Source organism: Paenibacillus germinis (assembly GCF_013141785.1).
GTDB classification, from domain to species: domain Bacteria; phylum Bacillota; class Bacilli; order Paenibacillales; family NBRC-103111; genus Paenibacillus_E; species Paenibacillus_E phytorum.
Map to the genome: position 1 here is coordinate 124,116 of NZ_WHOC01000095.1, position 16,948 is coordinate 141,063.

At 43.5% G+C, this 16,948-nt stretch carries 15 protein-coding genes; 3 read left to right on the forward strand and 12 right to left on the reverse strand.

What is annotated here, in order from left to right; translation table 11 throughout:
- The first annotated feature begins 105 nt into the window (after positions 1 to 105).
- On the forward strand, positions 106 to 2,364 hold the full coding sequence (locus tag GC102_RS20405) for a helix-turn-helix domain-containing protein (RefSeq protein WP_171691160.1): 2,259 nt from the start codon (positions 106 to 108) through the stop codon (positions 2,362 to 2,364).
- 51 nt (positions 2,365 to 2,415) lie between these two features.
- Here the strand turns inward: GC102_RS20405 and GC102_RS20410 are convergent, their stop codons facing one another.
- The 3 genes from GC102_RS20410 to GC102_RS20420 all read right to left on the reverse strand — a co-directional run bounded on the left by GC102_RS20410 (position 2,416) and on the right by GC102_RS20420 (position 5,885).
- On the reverse strand, positions 2,416 to 3,975 hold the full coding sequence (locus tag GC102_RS20410; RefSeq protein WP_171691161.1) for an extracellular solute-binding protein: 1,560 nt from the start codon (positions 3,973 to 3,975) through the stop codon (positions 2,416 to 2,418).
- A gap of 73 nt (positions 3,976 to 4,048) precedes the next feature.
- Positions 4,049 to 4,942 carry a carbohydrate ABC transporter permease gene (locus GC102_RS20415; protein WP_171691162.1) on the reverse strand — a complete coding sequence of 298 codons (894 nt, stop codon included), beginning with the start codon at positions 4,940 to 4,942 and terminating at the stop codon, positions 4,049 to 4,051.
- 19 nt (positions 4,943 to 4,961) lie between these two features.
- Positions 4,962 to 5,885 (reverse strand): ABC transporter permease, encoded by a 924-nt coding sequence (locus GC102_RS20420; protein ID WP_171691163.1) that lies wholly within the window; start codon positions 5,883 to 5,885, stop codon positions 4,962 to 4,964.
- A gap of 245 nt (positions 5,886 to 6,130) precedes the next feature.
- Between GC102_RS20420 and GC102_RS20425 the strand changes: the two genes are divergently transcribed.
- On the forward strand, positions 6,131 to 7,063 hold the full coding sequence (locus tag GC102_RS20425) for a hypothetical protein (RefSeq protein ID WP_171691164.1): 933 nt from the start codon (positions 6,131 to 6,133) through the stop codon (positions 7,061 to 7,063).
- Between the two features lie 79 nt (positions 7,064 to 7,142).
- Complete coding sequence (locus tag GC102_RS20430) at positions 7,143 to 7,382, forward strand: NHLP leader peptide family RiPP precursor (RefSeq protein WP_171691165.1); 240 nt, start codon at positions 7,143 to 7,145, stop codon at positions 7,380 to 7,382.
- Positions 7,383 to 7,425: 43 nt separating this feature from the next.
- Here GC102_RS20430 and GC102_RS20435 read toward each other — a convergent pair whose 3' ends face one another.
- The 9 genes from GC102_RS20435 to GC102_RS20470 all read right to left on the reverse strand — a co-directional run bounded on the left by GC102_RS20435 (position 7,426) and on the right by GC102_RS20470 (position 16,912).
- Entirely contained in the window at positions 7,426 to 9,321 is a 1,896-nt protein-coding gene (locus tag GC102_RS20435; RefSeq protein ID WP_171691166.1) for an ATP-binding protein, read from the reverse strand.
- Between the two features lie 169 nt (positions 9,322 to 9,490).
- Entirely contained in the window at positions 9,491 to 10,711 is a 1,221-nt protein-coding gene (locus GC102_RS20440) for an amidohydrolase family protein (protein ID WP_171691184.1), read from the reverse strand.
- 60 nt (positions 10,712 to 10,771) lie between these two features.
- Positions 10,772 to 11,551: an ABC transporter permease gene (locus GC102_RS20445; protein WP_246321027.1), complete on the reverse strand. Its 780-nt coding sequence runs from the start codon at positions 11,549 to 11,551 to the stop codon at positions 10,772 to 10,774.
- A gap of 134 nt (positions 11,552 to 11,685) precedes the next feature.
- Positions 11,686 to 12,042, reverse strand: a complete 357-nt coding sequence (locus GC102_RS39530; protein WP_246321015.1) for a hypothetical protein — start codon at positions 12,040 to 12,042, stop codon at positions 11,686 to 11,688.
- A 71-nt stretch (positions 12,043 to 12,113) separates the two neighbouring features.
- Positions 12,114 to 13,010, reverse strand: a complete 897-nt coding sequence (locus GC102_RS20450) for an FAD-binding oxidoreductase (protein WP_246321016.1) — start codon at positions 13,008 to 13,010, stop codon at positions 12,114 to 12,116.
- 20 nt (positions 13,011 to 13,030) lie between these two features.
- Entirely contained in the window at positions 13,031 to 13,834 is an 804-nt protein-coding gene (locus tag GC102_RS20455; protein WP_171642996.1) for an ABC transporter ATP-binding protein, read from the reverse strand.
- Between the two features lie 41 nt (positions 13,835 to 13,875).
- Complete coding sequence (locus GC102_RS20460; RefSeq protein ID WP_312880024.1) at positions 13,876 to 14,697, reverse strand: creatininase family protein; 822 nt, start codon at positions 14,695 to 14,697, stop codon at positions 13,876 to 13,878.
- Positions 14,698 to 14,807: 110 nt separating this feature from the next.
- A complete protein-coding gene (locus tag GC102_RS20465) occupies positions 14,808 to 15,524 on the reverse strand; it encodes an NAD(P)H-dependent oxidoreductase (RefSeq protein WP_171642997.1) in 717 nt (238 codons plus the stop codon).
- Between the two features lie 8 nt (positions 15,525 to 15,532).
- Positions 15,533 to 16,912 carry an amidohydrolase family protein gene (locus GC102_RS20470; RefSeq protein WP_246321018.1) on the reverse strand — a complete coding sequence of 460 codons (1,380 nt, stop codon included), beginning with the start codon at positions 16,910 to 16,912 and terminating at the stop codon, positions 15,533 to 15,535.
- Between the last annotated feature and the right edge of the window lie 36 nt (positions 16,913 to 16,948).

Consider the following 16,948-nt stretch of genomic DNA (forward strand, 5'->3'; position numbering starts at 1 on the left):
TTCATAAATGTTGTATGATTACATCTTGTGTCTATTTCAATTCGGATGATAAGGTAGATATACTTGGCATCACTGTATCGGTTAGTCCGTAAGGGGGGGCACGCTGTGAATTTAAAGATTTCGGGAGATAATCGCAAACTGTATATTAAGCTTTTGCTTAGTACTATTTTCGTTACAGTTCTGACTCTGCTTGTATCCTCCACCATTTTCTTCGTTAATTACAGAAATATCAATCTGAACCAAGTGTATCAATCGGACTTAGAGAATTTAACCCAAACGAGCAGAGAAGTCATCTCCATGACGGAAAGTGCGCAATCGCTTACATTTCAAATGTACCGGAACGGTAATATTAGTAAATTAATGTTTTATGAAAATCCGGATATTTATGACACCACAGCTGCAATGAGAGAAATGAATAATTATTTGAATTCAATGCCCTACATCGAATCGATTTACGTTTACAATCCGAAAGCGCCAAATGTCTATATTGCGTCAAACAAAGGTCAGAACGGTTTAATGACCAAGGCGGAGCTCGTTGATAAAGACATCTTGAATGTCCTAGATCACTTCCAGGAATTCAAACCCTTCGTGCCCATTCCGCGTACTTATTTAAAAAATGCTGACAGTTCACAGAAAAGCAACGTCTACACCTATCTATGCTACGATGCCATTGGCAACAACAATGCCTTGAATTCTGCCATTATCGTGAATATTACGACAGACTGGATTAATAAAGATATCGGCAAACCAAGTGGGAACGAACCAAGCAGTTCGTTTATTCTCGATAATACAGGCAGAATGCTTACAGGTGATCAACCCATTAATTCTCTAGCCCTGACGTCTGATTCCCCGATAACGAAGCAAATTATGAGCAATAAGGGCTCCGGATATTTCGTTGGCATGGCCCAGGGCAAGAAATCCTTAATTTCCTTTACAGCGCCTGACACGCTGGAATGGCGGTATATTCGTATTACGCCATATGAGAATATTACGAAGAAATTAAACAAGATTCGTACAACCACCATTTATATTGGCATATCGATTCTTGTTGTAGGATTGCTAGTGTCATGGTTGTTATCTCGAAAGCTCTACGCCCCTATTAATCGTATTGTCAATAAAATGAAATCGCTGGAATCAGAAAAACGAAATTCTTTGTTTACGTTAAAACAAGATTTATTACGCAAGCTGCTCCAAGGACATGAGCCTATTACATCTAAAATAATGAGGGATAAGCGCAGCGAGCTTGGCATTTCCTTTGACTTCCAAAGTGATTATCGACTTGTCTTGCTTCGTATCGATCACTTCCAACCCTTTCTGCAAGCCCATCAAGACGATCTTCATGTATACAAATATGCCATTATGAATATCAGTTCAGAAATCGCTTCCCAAGCCTTTCAAGTGGAAACGGTGGATATCGGCGATGACAGCACTGTGCTTTTCATTAATGCTCGAAATATACCTGGCGACGGGGATCAGAGCATGCTGCAAACCCTATTAAAGCAAATTCAAAAGGCTGTCAACGAGCTGCTTAAAATCAGCTTATCCATCACATACAGTCCGCTAAGCTCTCAGCCTCAAAGCCTAGTACCCATGTATCGCAAGGTTGTAGAAGCTTCCGAACACCGTCTGTTTCTTGGATCAGGCTGTCTCATTGCTTCTCAGGAGCACCAGTATCCAGAAACGGCTGACTACATGTTCACCGTTGAGAAGGAGAAGAAACTGATAGATGCTTTAATGGCTGGCAAGGTTGAAGAAGCTAAGAAGATATACACCGTCATCATTGAGGAAACAAAGCCTTATCCGATTAGTGTATTCCAATCAACCCTTTCACGATTAACCATCACTCTTAGCGGTGTCATGCATACGATTCTCAAAAACAATGCCCTCGAAATCCCTAGCGGATCGCAATTATCTAGACAGGCACTCGCGAAGCTGGAAACGACCCAAGAGATTGAAGCTATTTTTTTCGAATCGTTCGATGAAATTAAGAGGAAGCTCAATGATAAAAGAAGCATGAAACAAGATGATCTTATTCGTAAAATTAATGACATGATTGAGCTGCATTGCGGGAATCCAAACTTATGCTTAAACTGGATCGCAGATGAGATCGATATGTCGCCGATCTACATAAGCCGCGTCTACAAGCAGAATACAATGAAGACCGTTGTCGATGTCATCAATGCCATGCGCATGGATCGAGCCAAGGATTTGCTCAAACAATCTGACCTTCCCATATCGGATATTGCTGAACGCATTGGTTATACCAATAGCTCATACTTCTATCGCATGTTCAAGAAAAACTTTGGTGTAACGCCAACCGATTACCGAAAGATTGGTCAATTAGAACCAGGTAAACAAGCGTAAAAAGGATCGCCCTGCACATAGCATGCTGCAGGGCGATCCTTTTTTTGTGTTTTATTTAATTCCTTTATCACTTACATATTGAAGCCATTGCTTCTTGTACTCTGCCTGAACTTTTTCTAGACCTGCCTGTTTGGCTTTCTCCATAAAAGTCTTCATACCCGCTTCTACGTCGGCGACAAGACCGAGCTGCAGCGGCCATAGGTACTGCTTTTCAACTTGCTCCAACGCTGCTTTCTCCGCTTGGTAGGAGCTGAAGTCTTCGGCAAAGCCAGTGAAGATATCCGGTTTTTGAATTTTATCGAGTTCTTTGTAGATGGCTTTAACACCATCAAAGCTTTTCTCGAATAACATCAGCTCCGGGTTCCGCCATGCCCAGCTGTTCATAGCCTCACGCGGGAAGCCATTGGAGTTATTATCACCAATCATTTTGTAATAGCCATTTTCGACTTGGAAGTTCTTCCCTTCAATGCCATACGAAGTGAGCCAATTATACGTTTTGTCTGTGACCATTTTCTCATAGAATTCTAGCGCCCGCTCTGCGTTCTTACTGCTCTTCGGAATAGCAAAGCCGTTATGAATCGGATGTACTGGCTGTGCATACCCTTTGGCAATCGGGAATGGATAGTAATCTAGATTCCAGTCCGGATGTGTTGATTTCATTTTGTTCAAGGAATCATTGAAACGAGCCGGATTATCTCCGAATTCACTTGCTGCTTTCCCGCTTACAAGCTGATCCCACGTGGAGTCTTTGACGTTCAGTACGTTTTTCGGGATGAAGCCTTTATCCATCCAACGTTTGGCGATTTTAATGTCGCCTAAGTGTTCATCTGACCCCCAATAGGAGTATGGCTCGCCAGGTTTATTATAGTTGATTCCAACACCGTAAAGTGGAGCACCTGCACTGTTATGAACGACGTCTCTTAGGCCATTAATAATTAGATTTCCATCTCCACCGCTGGCGAATGGCAAAATGTTAGGTTCATTCTTCTTGATGCCATCCATGTAAGCCTCGAAGGTTTCAATCGAAGTTGGCTTCGGCAAATTGTACTTCGCTCTCAAATCTTCGCGCCAAACGAAGCCATTGGTTACGTATTCCTTAAAAGTCGCCGGTACGGTGTAGATTTTACCGTCGATTTTCACTGCCTCCCACATGTCCTTTGGCACATATTTATTCAAGGTTGGTGCTGCTTTTGGAAGAATATCATCGAGCGGCAGGAAGGCGCCTTTTTTGGCATAGGATTGATATTGCGTCCAGTCTGCGGTGAAGATTAAGTCAACTTGCTGACCAGAGGAAAGCAGAAGCTTATACTTTTGATCCCAGTCCGTCCATGTTGTGTAGTTGAATTTAACGGTTGTGTTCAAGTCTTTCAAAGCAAGCTTGTTCACTTCGTCCTGAATAATTTGAAGATCTTTGGGAGCATTACCGAGCATATAGAACTGAAGCTCTACCTTGTCTCTCTTAGGCGTCTCAGCCTTCGCTGGTGCAGCCGCGCTCGCTGCAGGTGCAGCGGTTTCTTTCTTAGGCTCTGTAGTGCTGCAGCCTGTAAGAGCAGTGATAACTAGTGCCCCCGAGAGTATAGCAGAGAATCGATTTGTTGCTATCATTTTCATTTGAATCCTCCCTTTATGATGTTTGTAATCTATGTTAGCCGAGAAGGTTTACTAGTTTGCTCCTTCTACGGTTCTAACCTTTAACAGCACCGATTGTCAATCCCTTCACAAAATAACGCTGAACGAACGGGTACAGGAAGAGTATAGGTCCTGTTACGACAATGGCCATTGCCATCTTCGTCGATTCCGTCGGCATTTCACCCGTCATCACGACACCGGTGCCAGCACCCATTTGGGACACAAAGCGCATCGTATTGATCACGTTATACAAGTAGTATTGAAGTTCATACTTGTTCGGATCGTTGATGAAGAGAGATGAGAGCAGCCAACCATTCCAATAATGAAGCGCCAAGAATAAACCAACTGTTGCGATGCCGGGCATCGATAATTGAAGCACAACGCTGTAGTAAATCTTGAAATCATTCGCGCCGTCTATTTTGGCAGATTCAATCAATTCTTCAGGAATGGCTGATTTAATGAAGCTTCGCATCAAGATGATTAGGAATGGACTCATAAGTCCCGGTAAAATAAGAACTGCGTAGGTATCCGTCAGCTTCAAGTAATTAGCCAGCAAAATATACCAAGGCACCAAGCCGCCACCGAACAACGTCGTGAAGTAAATATAGAAGGAAAAATGATTGCGGTACTTGAAATCCTTGCGCTGCAGGACGTAGCCTGCCATGGTCATCAGGAATAAACCGATAAAAGTTCCCAATAAAGTAACTAAGATGGTCACTCCGTATGCTTTGAGCACCTGCTCAGGAAACCGAAACACCGTTTTGTAACCTTCTATGGAGAAAACTTTAGGAATGAGGTGGTAACCACTGCGGATAATCGACTCATTCTGTGTAAGCGATGCCGAAATAATCATCAGAAAGGGAAATAAACAAATGACGAAAGAGAAGATAATGACGACATATGCGATGGTTTGAAACAAATACGTGTATTTCTCATCCTTGACTCTCAAGTTCCCAGCACCTCTTTCCCTAAAATAAAGCGTAATCGTCGTTAATTTTCCGAATGATATAGTTAACGGAGATGATTAAGATAAACCCAAACAGAGATTGATAGAGTCCTGCTGCTGTGGCCATCCCAACATCAAAAGTGACCTTCAATGAGCGATATACATACGTATCTATAATGTCTGTCGCATTAAACAGGATCCCGTTATTACCTATTAACTGATAAAAGAGATCGAACTGTCCCTTCATGATGCTTCCCAGAGAAAACAATAGGAGCACAACAAATGTAGGCTTCAGCATTGGAATGGTAATGTGCCATACACGCTGAAAGATATTAGCTCCATCGATTTTCGCTGCTTCATAATACTCCTCGCTGATCCCCGTAATCGCAGCCAAATAGATGACCATACTGTAGCCGAGATTTTTCCACAAATAGAACAAAATGATGAGGAATACCCAAGCCCAGGGCGTATTGTACACATCGACTGGATTCGAGCTCAGCTCTTTCAATGTTGTGTTTAGAAAACCGCTCTCATAATTAAATAAGTTGTAGACAATGACACTTAAAATTACGAAAGAAATGAAGTAAGGCAAGAACATAACGGACTGAGCAATTTTCTTAAACCATGCGCTGCGAATTTCGCTTAGCAAGACGGCACAGATAATCGCGAAAACATTACCGAATAGAATGAAAGCCAAATTATAGCCCAGCGTATTGAACGTCAATTTCATTAAAATGCCGGATTTCCAAAGAAAGGAGAAATTATCCAAGCCCACAAATGGACTACCGAACAAACCAGCATTGAAATCGAACCTCGTAAACGCATAATAGATGCCTACCATCGGAATGTACGAGTTAATGAAGAAGAAGATCAATGTCGGCAGCAGCATAAGAAACATGATTTTGTTCGTCATTAATTCGTAGAGAAAACCTCGTCGTTTGACCATGTATGGATCGATCCCCCTCAAGCAATATGTCTTGAGATGATCATAAATCGGGCAGCAGCTATTGGATAGTGAAGCCTGTCGAAGGTATGTGAACTATGCTGTGAAAGATGAAGTGAACAATATGAACTTCAGTGAACAAGAGTGAATAATTGCGTTGTTAAATCGTGGAAAAACACTAATTGAATACTCCGTGAATTCGTGCTAGGCTAGTTTCAAGAATATACCAATAAAGGGGGTAATGACCTATGAACTGGTTCCTTGCTCATGAGAAAGATCTTGCTGACGTATTTGCAGATGCAGAACGCATCGTTAGCGCATTTCCAGCACCGTTAGATCACCTCGGACTTGCCTATCTAGCTACATTTGACGGAAGAAAAGAAGAAAGCACTAAAAATTATATCTGTTACCTTCTTCCGTATTGGATGAAAGATATCAGTGAACTGCCGCCAGAGTCGATGAATAAACTCTCATTAGCGAATGTATTCGTAATGCTCTACTATTTTATACAAGACGATATCATGGATTCAGCCAAAGGTGAGCATAAGGACAAGCTGCCGCTCGCCAATTTATTTCATGTGCAGTTCCTATCCATTTATAGAGAAATGTTCCCTGCTGGGTCGCCTTTCTGGATTTACTATGAAACGTATGTCACGGAATGGTCAGAAGCTGTTTCCAATGAGCAGCAATCCGATTACTTCCATCACGACATTGGCAAAGTCGCTAAGAAAGCAAGTCCAGTCAAAAATGCCAGCACCGGCGCTCTTCTATTAGCAAACCAAGCTCACCTTATCCCTGTCGTCACGGCGGCTGTTGAACAAACGCTTATCACTTTACAAATGCTGGATGATTGGGCTGACTGGGAAGAGGATTTGGAAGAGGGTTCTTACAACTGCCTATTAGCTTCGATGCGGAAGCAGTTGCGGCTTTCAACGGATAGTGCTATATCATCTGAAATGGTAAAGCAGCAGTTGTATGTGCATGACTTTTTGGATACCTATGGGCAAATCGCCACTACTCATCATGAGCAATTACTAGACTTGCAAGTATCTATGACGCAAATGATCAATTTCCATGATTCTCTTGTGCAAAACATTCAAAAAGTCGCACTTGAAATAAAAGAAAACAGAAAAATGTTAGCCTCTGGGGGATTCTATTATTATTTGTCGAAATCTAGTTGATATTGGTAGATTATTCCGAATATTCGTGCTATAATTTTTTTGTAGGAAAAATTACCCAATTGACTAGGAGTGATTAGTAATGTCATCCAACGAAACATTGAAAGCTCAAATTATTCAAAAAGCTTGGGAAGATGAAGCATTCAAGAACCAACTTATTGCTAATCCCAAAGCCGCGCTAAAACAAGCATTTAACATCACTCTTCCAGATGACATCAAAGTTAAAGCGGTTGAAGAAACCTCAACGGAGTTTGTTCTCGTGATTCCTACGAATCCTGCGAAAGTATTAGTTACTACGAGTGGCACTGAAAGTAATTGGTAAAATAGGTAAGAGGTGCCACGCTAACAACGCGCAGCACCTCTTTTTATTTAACAGCAATTGATGGGAAGCGAATGATAACCTCTGTGCCAATGTATCTTTGACTATGGAACTCAATGTGCCCTTTCATGATTTCAATGATCCGAAAGGTGACCATTAATCCAAGCCCTGTCCCCTTCGTCTTTGTGGAATAATAAGGCTCCCCTAATTTGATCAACTGCGCGGGTTCAATCCCCTCGCCATTATCTTTGATATGAATGTAAACCTCATCATTTTTATGATAAGCCCATATATGAATCTGACCATCAACCTGAAAGGCTTCGATACTATTTTTGATAATATTAATAAGCACTTGTTTCAATTTCGATGAGTTCCCTTGTATATGCAAATCATTAGGAACACTAACGGTTATCCGCCCGCCATGTAAGGTAGCCAATGGAACAATAATACCTTCAATTTGGCTGATTTCTTTGGAAACATTTAAATCAACGAGATCATCCAGCTGAGGCTTTGCAAAAGTCAGGAAGTCCGTAATGATAACAGAAGCCCGATCTAATTCTTCGATCGCAATTCCCATATATTCTTTGTTCTTATCGTCTGTTCTAGCAGCAACAAGCTGTAAGAAACCTCGCGTAACCTGCAATGGGTTTCTCACCTCATGAGCGACAGAAGCCGCCAACGAGCTTATGATTTCCATTTTTTCCGAGAGTTGAAGCTGATGATTGTAAAATTCAAGTTCTTTGGAATAATTGATCATCTGTTCCTGATTGATGGCAAAGCGCCTGCCTAATATGACAATAAGGGCAATAATAAATCCTACAACTCCCCATTTCCACAAGGAAAACTGATATTCTTGAGAACTAGCGTAGAAGTATATAAGGTCTAGTGTACTCATAAAAGCTAAAAAGGCAAAACCGGATGAAAAAATAACAGCTTCCTTATTCCCTCTTAGTACGAGTATAATAGATAATCCAATAATTAAAATGAACTGACTAATCATAATAAACCCCAAGACGGTAACCGAAGAAAAAAAATAAGCTTTGTTAAATCGATAATCACTGAGTAGATTAATGAGCATAAAAGTAATTGAAAAAATCGAATACAGAACTTGGAATTTTCTAAACCAACGAATCAGTTTATATTTGCCCTCATCAAATATTTTTCCAAAAAAACAAGTGAGTGCCGGCAAAAAAATGGCAAGCGACACATCAAACAAAGCACTAAATAGATTGCCATAGTTCGTGAAGTTTGCGTACATGAAAGCGGGATATGTAATAAAAATAATGCCAATCGTTAAATTAAGTATACTAACTAAAACCCAGCTTGTAAGTTGGCCTTTTTTCAGGAAGATAGAACCTATCAGCATAATTGCAGCCATGAAGAGAAATGCACACCCTAGAATAATGTCCGTTAGATCCTGAAGTACATATGTTCGTGTCAAAACAGCATAATTATCCAACTTAATTGCTGTATGTATACCCAAGCGATCCATGGATGTCTCCAGCTTTAAATAAATGACTCCCCCTCCATCCTCACTGCCTATAGGAAATAAACTTCTTTGACTATCATATGGAAAGTCAAACTTGGTTTCTCGAACTAAGCGATCACCCATAAACACCCAAAGGTTCTGCGTATAAATTCCTTCAATGTAAATGCCATAGTCTTTAGGTACATTGGGTGGAAGTTGAAGTCTAATCCATGCCGAAGAAACTTCTTTCGGTTTCTCGGGAGATGATTCGCCGTTAATAACTTTAATCCAATGATTCGAGGAAGCAGCAATTACTCCTTCTAGACCACCTGGTGGGTCGTTCCACATGATGCTCCACTCTGGGATCGCTTTCAAATCCGCTTTCTCTTCGGCATAGGCATTGGAAGACATGAATCCACAACAAACAATCAGAACCAATATTGTTTTCCAGAGTTCTCGAGATATCCATTTCATTTATTTTCCTCCCCCGAAGAAAACTGTAAGTAATTAACAATAGTATAAATTCGACAGGTTCTAAAGCTTTCCTTCTTATTTACTTGTAAACATAAGAAAAACAAAACATAAACACCCCCTGCAAAAAAACATCAGGGGGGGGTACTGCTTTCTGTATAAATTATTATATTTAAAATGCAGTGAACAATTGACTCCTTGCAGGCACAGTTTCAGCAACAATGCGGCCTTGGCTCACAACGTACCGACAACTTGGCTGTTCACGAACAAGATCCATAGCATCATCTCCAAGCAGCAAGATAAAGCTGGCAGGATGGCCAATCTCGATCTCGTATTCCTTGAGCTGCAGGGTATTCGCTGCACGTGTTGTAATCATACGTACAAGCTCCGCCACTTCTTCGCGCCCCGTCATATGTGCTAAATGAGCAGCAATGTGGGCTGCTTGCAGCATATTCCCTGTACCCAGCGGATAGAAAGGCGTTTGAATATCATCATGCGCGATGCTAACATTCACACCAGCCGACCATAACTCCTTTATCCGAGTGATGCCTCGGCCTTTGGGATAGCCGTCGTATCTGCCCTGCATAGCACTATTGATGAGCGGACAGCAAACAACATTCACGCCCGAGCGCGAAAGCATTCCCTGCACCTTCTGGTAATAAGCTTCACCATAATAGGCTGCAGCGTTCGCATGTGCTGCTGTTACTCGCTCGCGCAGTCCAGAACGAATCGCAAGATGCGCCACGCTTTCTAAGAACGTGGAGTGAGCATCGTCCATTTCATCGCAAAAAACATGGACGAAACAACCATACTTCTCTGCTAGATTGAAGCAAATTTCAAGCGATAATAGACCTTCCTCACGCGTAGGCTCTAGATGCGGAATCGCTCCAATGCCATCTGCGCCAAGCTCCAATGCCATCTCCAAACGCCGTTCATTATCGGGACAGGCGCGAATACCATCTTGAGGAAACGCAATAACTTGCAGGTTCATGTCTGGTTTTATGCGCTCGCGCAAGGCTAGTAGTGCACGTAGAGCAGTCAGATTCGGATCTGAGATATCTGCTTGTGTACGCACATGCAGGATGCCGGAAGCCATCTGCATCCGAAGCACCTTCTCTGCTCGTTCCGTGACGTCTTCGTAGGTGAGCGCTTGTTTCCGCTTTTGCCATAATCCGATGCCTTCGTATAGGGTCCCGCTCTCATTACATGCGGGCTCCCCCGCTGTTAGGACGGTATCCAAATGAATATGCGACTCCACAAACGGGGGGAGCAGGAGATGACCAGTGCCATCGATTTCACGTTCTCCATTTACGGTAATACTTCCAAGCATGGCGATTTCGCCGTTTTTTATACCGATATCTACAAGACCTCGGCCCTCCGAATGTCCAAGCATACGCACATTACGAAATACAATATCCAGCAGCTAACTCACCCTCTTTACCTTGGTGCCATTTTAGTTATCCTTTTTCATCTCGGATTCATGCCACGAACTAAGCAGCCATTTGGCAAAACCGTTGACTAATAGGAAGAAAATAATGCCCAGTGCTGATGCTGAAAGTCCACAAGCGAATAAATAAGGTGTTTTTAAACGAGCAGCGGCATACGTTATCGCATAACCAAGTCCGCCTTGACCTCCGCCAATACCGGCAATGTATTCCCCGACAATAGCCCCGACTACGGATAATGTACAAGAGATTTTCAGACCGGCTACGATATAAGGCAGGGCAGCTGGTATGCGCAGTCTCCACATCGTTTGAATCGCATTTGCATTGTATAAATAAAACAAGTTACTCATATTTTGATCCGTGGAATTTAAACCGATTAATGTATTAGAAAGCATGGGGAAAAATCCAATTAAGAATGTAATAATAACAATCGCATTCACACCCGCATCGAACCAGATCACAATGAGAGGGGCAATGGCGACAATCGGAATCGTTTGTAAAATAATTGCATATGGATACACACTTTTCTCAATCCATTTGGAGCTTGCCAATAGAATAGCACCAGTAACTCCTAATATAATACTGAGGAAAAATCCAAGCACAGCTTCCAGCGTTGTTGTCCTTACAGATACCCATAGTCCGTGTCTGTTTTCTACGGCTGCTGCTACGATATCGGAAGGCTTCGGTACGAGATAAACAGGAGCTTTCACTAAATAAGCAATAAGTTCCCAGCCTCCGATGAAAACAACAAAGGCAACTAAGGGTGGCAAAAGATTCTTAAGCAACATCAGGAGTCGACGCCCTGGCGAAGCCCCGTCTTCCAATCGATTAGCCCAAGCCGCCCGTTCGCGGGCAGGGAATATTTCATCCGGCAGTATTTGCAGGTATTTAGAATCTACAGCCATTGTACGTCCCCCTTCATTTACATCTCATAAATGATTTTCCCTGGATTCAACAGCCCTTTCGGGTCATTCTCACGTTTTTTGCGCTCCATGCTGCCAACTTCACCACGTCCGCCATGATCTAACACCCAAGTATGAGGATCAAATATTTTCACGCCGATGGATTCACAATAGTGAATGATCTCGTATAAGCGTTCTTCGCTTTCAAAGCGAACAACCGGAAGCGAATTTGGGGAGATTTCCCCACCGCTTCGTACCCATTCAAAATGCAAGTAAACTTCATCCCCATATTTGTCTTTAATCTTCTGGATCTGTTCCATATAGCAATCCAGCTTAAAGCCAGCTTGCAGATACGTCATGGAAGAGTCCGTTTTCATTGCCCATAACGTCGTATGATTCCATGTAAAATCCGATACCCCGATCGTTTTCCGGTAATTCTTAGCCTCAATCAGATGGCCGATGTGCCCGCCATGACTTTGGGTAAGGGCAGTGAATCCTCAGCGAATTCAAGCATGACAGCGGCCATACCCGACTTAATCACTTTGGCAAACGGAACGAAATACGAGGGAATTGGCCATTCCATCGGAGCAATGAGTCGTTTCAGAATAGCTTCCTCTCTGGCAAGAGCCTCACCGAATCGCATCGACTGCTCGAAGGTGTCGAAATTAGCAATAGCCTGAGCCCACTCGGTGCGAGGAGAAAGCGGGATGGTCACCTCAGTCAAAATACCGGTCGTCCCATAATTATGAATATAATCAAATAAGTCACGGCCTTGGATAACCAAGCGCTGCGGAGATTCTTCCATGGTGTAAATGACGGCTTCCAGCACATTGCCATCCCATAGGTTTCCGTGGGTAATCGAGCCGATTCCGCCGGAACCACCACTTACAAAGCCGCCCACCGTCGCTTTGACATAAGTACTGGGGTAAATGCGAATTTCTTGCCCAACTTCGCGAGCCTTTTTATCAATGACACCTAGACGAACTCCACATTGTAAACGAGCATATCCAGGTCCGATTTCAAGAATTTCATCCATTCGGCTTAAATCTAAGACAATACCGCCCTGCAGAGGGACCGCCTGACCATAGTTACCTGTACCAGCTCCACGAACCGTAACAGGAATGTTATGGCGGTAACCAAAGGCTAATACTTCTGCCACCTCGGCCTCATTGTGCGGTATGGCAACGACATCGGCCGCCTTCATATTCTGCAACTGCCGATTTAGTACAGGAGAGTACCAGTAATAATCTTTAGAGAGCTTTTCTCTCGTTTCGCCATCGACAAACACGATTTCTTTAGCTAGCTGCTCCTGTATCTCTTTCTCCCAGCTAATATTCATGGCCATGAACTATTCACCCTTTCATATCAATGATCCAAAGCTGCAGATACTTCACGAACTAAATCACTGAACTGAGTCGTTGTACGGAAGCTTTCATCTCGTGGAAAAGGGACAGGGATATCAAGCCTCGCCGATATTTTACCTGGACGGGGTGTCATCACAACAACACTTGTGGATAGGAAGACCGATTCGAATACGTTATGCGTGACGAATAGCACGGTCATGGATTTATCCTGCTGCCAAATATTGAGCAGCTCCATCTGCAAGGTTTGACGCGTAATTTCATCTAAGGCGCCGAAGGGCTCATCCATGAGAAGCAGCTTAGGTCTCGAAATGAGGGCACGCGCGATGGAGACACGCATCTTCATTCCTCCAGAGAGCTGTCTAGGCAGCACCTTCATATAGTCCTTCAAGCCGACCAGCTCCAACACGCGCTGAGCCTCTTCTTTCTGTGTCTTCTTATCTACACCGCGCAATTCAAGCGGCAATCTTACGTTAGCTTCTACCGTAGACCAAGGCAGCAGCGTATGATCTTGGAAAACAAAGGCGATATCACTTTGTTTGCGCGCTTCTTTGGGCGTCGTTCCGAAAACATCTAATGTCCCTTTACTCGGCTTGGCAAGACCTGTGATCATCTTGAAAATCGTTGATTTCCCACAACCAGACGGACCGACAAAACAAAGGAACTCCCCTTCTTGTATGGTTAGATTCACATCCTGCAAGGCAATCGTTCCATTAGGATAAGTCTTAGACAGATTTTCCATACTTACGAATTTAAGGCCAGATTCATGTGAATTGGATGTATAGATCAGAGAAGAATTCATAGCCATTTACTTCATCTCCTGTATTTGATTTTTGGAACTTTCCTCCGTTATTGTTCCTTTTTCAATGACTTCATTTCAAAAGCTTGAAAGGTGAGCAGCGCCTCGGCGATATAAGCGCCATACCTTTCGGTCATCGCATGCCCTTTCTTTATCGTTGCTTGCGTGGCATCACCTGAAATGCCTGAATGAGATAAATCATCCATCACCCAAGCAAAAGCACGATTGCGAAGGCCCAAATAACGCGAATCCGGGTAATTCGGATATTCCGTAGGAGCCAGCTCCATATGAACCCAATGGGGCATAGCAGACATCACTAAGGAAGTTTCCATGTCACCCGCATGAATACCAGCCTGCTTCTCCAGCGGCGTTATCCATTCATCAGCGGCACCGAGTCCGCCCGGATCTAATCGAAATACAGCCAGCCCCGTTTCAATACGGATTTCCCGGCCCATCATATTTAATAAATCCGTGTTGCCCCCGTGTGTGTTCACTAGTACTAATTTCTGAAATCCGCTTTTACTCAGGCTTTTCGCTATATCCATCACAACAGCCATTAAGGTAGTTGCGGATAACGTTATGGTCCCTGGATGGCCAAGGTGCTCTGTACTTTTGCCATACGGAATGGCCGGCAGCAGCCATATATTCGCATCATCGGGAAGCTGTTCGAAAGCCTCGGTCAAGAGCACTTCGGAGATTAACGTATCGGTAAACACTGGCATATGCGGACCATGCTGCTCAATCGCGCCAACTGGCAGAACGATGAGCGCATCATCTTTGGGAACCTGAGCAACCTCGAGCTTACTTAAGCGGGGAAAAAAGCAGCGATCCCACGCCTTACCTTGATAACGATTGAATGACAAGTTCAGCACCTCCAAGTGAGTGGACATTATAGTACGCATAAGCTCTTATAAAAAAAGATCCAGACTCAAAGTGAAGAGCGGATCTTAAGCTTTCAAATTAGCGTCGTTCAAAATTAAGCTTATCTTGCTTGGAATAGCTGTAAAGCAGCGGCTACATCAGCAACCCTCTCTCCTAATCGAGCTGCCATCAGAAGCTCTCTTGGATCCGGAGATAGCGAACTATCCGGCCCAGCCAATGTCGATGCCCCATAAGGCGAGCAGCCAATCGCATCTGCAGTTAAATATTCGGGATTCTCCGAATAAGGCAGTCCCACGAATATCATGCCAAAATGAAATAAGGGAACCATTGCAGTTAAAATAGCGGCTTCATGTCCGGTATGAATGGAAGCAGTACTGTTAAAAATACCAGTCGGTTTTCCTTCCAAAGCACCTTCGATACAAAGCTCTCCAGCCATTTCAAGAAATAGCTTAACTTGGGCAGGCATCGTGCCATAATACGTCGGAAATCCCCATAGAATTCCATCTGCCCAACGCAAATCATCATTCGTTGCGATAGGAATATCCTGCTGCAAAGCTTGCGTAGCTTCATATTTACTGTAACGATCTGTTAAGCGGAATTGCTTGGAAAGCGTCGCTGCACTTGCTAAGTTCTCATTTCCCGCTCTCGGGCTTTCTTTATCTTGCTGAATAACACGATTTTGAGCAGCAATCATTTCTGAAATGCGAACGATCCTAACCTGATGCGCTCCGGATTGGCTAGCTCCATCTGCAACAGCCTGAGCCATTTGAAATACGTGACCGAATGCGCTGTAATAGATGACCAATAGGTTAGCCATTAAGACGCTCACCCTTTCGCAAATTCATGTTTATGGAAGGATACATTCTCACTTGCCTCTTGCCAATAATGAGCTAAGGTCTTATCCTGCCACTCTGCTTTATTTGCAGCCATTCGCACAAAGCTTCCTTGACTATAAACCCAACGGCGTTCAGGCAGCATGGTAAAGAGCTCTTCCGGCGTACTTCCGTCTATGATAATAAAATTCGCATGATGACCAGCCTTTACCTCATAGGAAGCTAAGCCGAGTACCTTGGCGGGCACATCTGTGATCATGCGCAGCAGTGTGCGAAGATCATCTGGTCGCCCCATATGAGCGGCATAAGAGCCAATAAGAGCAATTTGCAATAAATCGCCTCTGCCAAAAGGGTGAAAGGGATCGTGAATATTATCAGAAGCCACGGCAATAGGAATGCCTGCTTCCCAGATTTCCTTCAAACGAGTTACACCACGTCTAACGGGGAATCCGTCATGCCTTCCTTGCAAATACAAATTAACTGCAGGTAATGAGACTGCTTTGAGCCTCGCGTCAGCCATGCGCTCAATGATGCCGTGAGCATCCTGATCCGTCATCGAAGCTAACGCACATAAATGATCGACAGTAACTCTTCCTGAATAGCCCTCTGATTTTGTTCGTAAAGCGATATGATCGATTGTGCGCATAGCTGGATTATCTGTTTCGTCACAATGAAGATCTATCGGCACATCATATTTCTCTGCTAATTTGAATATGTAATCGATATCTTCCTTAGGGGTTGAGGACAAATGCGGTGCTCCACCAATCCCATCGACGCCCATCTTTAATGCTTCCTCTACGGCATCAACATCTAGTGACATGAAATTGTAGGGACACATCGGAAACAACTGCAAGCTGATATAAGGCGCTAAGGCCTCTTTAGCTTCCAAAGCTGCCTGAATTGTGCGTAGAGCTACCTCTCGTGAGGCTCTCAAATTAAAATCAAGATGTGTACGAATGTGCATTGTGCCAAATGACAAAGCTTGCAGAGCAGAACGCATGATTCTTGATTTAATCTCATTTTTGGTAAAAGACGGTGATGCACTTGAGTAATTGCGTACGGCCTCTTCTAATGTCCCGCTCCAGTTCTCAACCGAAGTTAGCGAGAAAGATTTGTCTAAATGCATATGAGCATCTACGAAGCCAGGCAGTAGTATTTTTCCTTCAAGATCAATGAACGAGACGCTCGATTCGCCTGTGCCAATCTGCAGTTTCCATTGTTCCAGCGACACGGCACCAGAATGAGCAGCATTAGCTTCTTGCTTCTGAATCTGAGTCCAAACGCCTTCACGAATCGAGAGACGAAACAAATGCCCCTCATCCTCCATTGGCAATCGAACGTTCACTAAATCCATATTCATATTAGAAGCCAATGCCGCCACCCCCTGATTATTTTCTATGCTTTATCT

Bases quoted from the DNA above. Each gene is read 5' to 3' on its own strand.
- GC102_RS20435 (WP_171691166.1), bottom strand. From the start codon at position 9,321: ATGAAATGGATATCTCGAGAACTCTGGAAAACAATATTGGTTCTGATT.
- GC102_RS20455 (WP_171642996.1), bottom strand. From the start codon at position 13,834: ATGGCTATGAATTCTTCTCTGATCTATACATCCAATTCACATGAATCT.
- GC102_RS20465 (WP_171642997.1), bottom strand. From the start codon at position 15,524: ATGGCTAACCTATTGGTCATCTATTACAGCGCATTCGGTCACGTATTT.
- GC102_RS20410 (WP_171691161.1), bottom strand. From the start codon at position 3,975: ATGAAAATGATAGCAACAAATCGATTCTCTGCTATACTCTCGGGGGCA.
- GC102_RS20430 (WP_171691165.1), top strand. From the start codon at position 7,143: ATGTCATCCAACGAAACATTGAAAGCTCAAATTATTCAAAAAGCTTGG.
- GC102_RS20420 (WP_171691163.1), bottom strand. From the start codon at position 5,885: ATGGTCAAACGACGAGGTTTTCTCTACGAATTAATGACGAACAAAATC.
- GC102_RS39530 (WP_246321015.1), bottom strand. From the start codon at position 12,042: ATGAAAACGGACTCTTCCATGACGTATCTGCAAGCTGGCTTTAAGCTG.
- GC102_RS20425 (WP_171691164.1), top strand. From the start codon at position 6,131: ATGAACTGGTTCCTTGCTCATGAGAAAGATCTTGCTGACGTATTTGCA.
- GC102_RS20440 (WP_171691184.1), bottom strand. From the start codon at position 10,711: ATGCTTGGACATTCGGAGGGCCGAGGTCTTGTAGATATCGGTATAAAA.
- GC102_RS20445 (WP_246321027.1), bottom strand. From the start codon at position 11,551: ATGTTGCTTAAGAATCTTTTGCCACCCTTAGTTGCCTTTGTTGTTTTC.
- GC102_RS20450 (WP_246321016.1), bottom strand. From the start codon at position 13,010: ATGGCCATGAATATTAGCTGGGAGAAAGAGATACAGGAGCAGCTAGCT.